1 protein-coding gene is annotated in these 1,145 nt (G+C 62.9%); it reads right to left on the reverse strand.

What is annotated here, in order from left to right; genetic code table 11:
- Nucleotides 1-173: 173 nt before the first annotated feature.
- Entirely contained in the window at nucleotides 174-1,109 is a 936-nt protein-coding gene (locus AC1DYD_RS41430) for an IS5 family transposase (RefSeq protein ID WP_478178501.1), read from the reverse strand.
- Nucleotides 1,110-1,145: the final 36 nt, after the last annotated feature.

Consider the following 1,145-nt stretch of genomic DNA (forward strand, 5'->3'; position numbering starts at 1 on the left):
TAGGGATGGTCTGTAGGGATGGTCTGCAGAACACGATCTGCAATCACAACTGAATGAATAAGGTGGTGCCGACGCAACCTGATGCATCGATCGAGCAAGCTCGGCAACGATTTGCTGCGCGGGGCCGCCGCTTTGGCCGCCTTGCAAGCCCGTTTCGGGCCTCGCAGACGCACTCATCCCCTGACCTCCATCAACTTTCTCCGCGCCATCCACAGGTTCGACAACGCGAACAGCGTGACGATCTGCGCCGTGTTCTTCGCCAAGCCGCGATAGCGCACCTTCGTGAACCCGAACTGCTGCTTGATCACCCGGAACGGGTGCTCGACCTTCGCTCGGATGCTGGCCTTCATCTTCTCCACACGCTCGGCCACGAACTCCGGCTCGATGAACGGGTTGAGCAGCCTGCGCTTGCCCGGTCGCATCGCCACATGCCAGGTCGGCCCTGCGGCCTCCGCTCGCTTGTGCACGCCCTGGTAGCCCGAGTCGCCGAAGGCCGCGTGCTCCTCGCCGTGCAGCAGCGCTCCAGCGACGTTGATGTCGCTGACGTGCGCCGCCGTACCGACCACTGTGTGCACCAGCCCCGACGCGGTGTCCACGCCGATGTGGGCCTTCATGCCGAAGTACCACTGGTTGCCCTTTTTGACCTGATGCATTTCCGGGTCGCGCTCGCCTTCAAGGTTCTTGGTCGAACTCGGTGCCGCGATCAGCGTGGCATCCACAGCAGTGCCGGTGCGCAGCAACAGGCCTTTGGCCTGAAGGATGTCATTGACCACGCGAAGCATGTCGGCGGCCAGGTTGTGGGCCTCCAGCAAATGGCGGAAGCGCAGGATGGTGGTCTCGTCGGGCAAGCGACTCACCCCATCACCCAGGCCCGCGAACTCTCGGTACAACGGCACGTCGTGGAGCGCCTTGTCGGCGCCGGTTGAACTTTGACCCACCCTGCCGTTTGAACTTTGACCCGGGGATGGAAGCCGGCATCGTGGATGCCGACTGTGCATAACTCTAGCGTCTTGCCTCCTTTCTTGCTTCTCTTTTGATGCCCCGGCCGCTCGATCGAAGAAGGCGCGAAGGGCGAAGCCCGTAGCGCCTTGTCCCTTCGTGCGGTTGATCAGGCGAGGTCTGCGGGCGGCGCGTTGGCCTCTTTG

It is taken from the genome of Variovorax sp. P4_B11 (assembly GCF_056402355.1).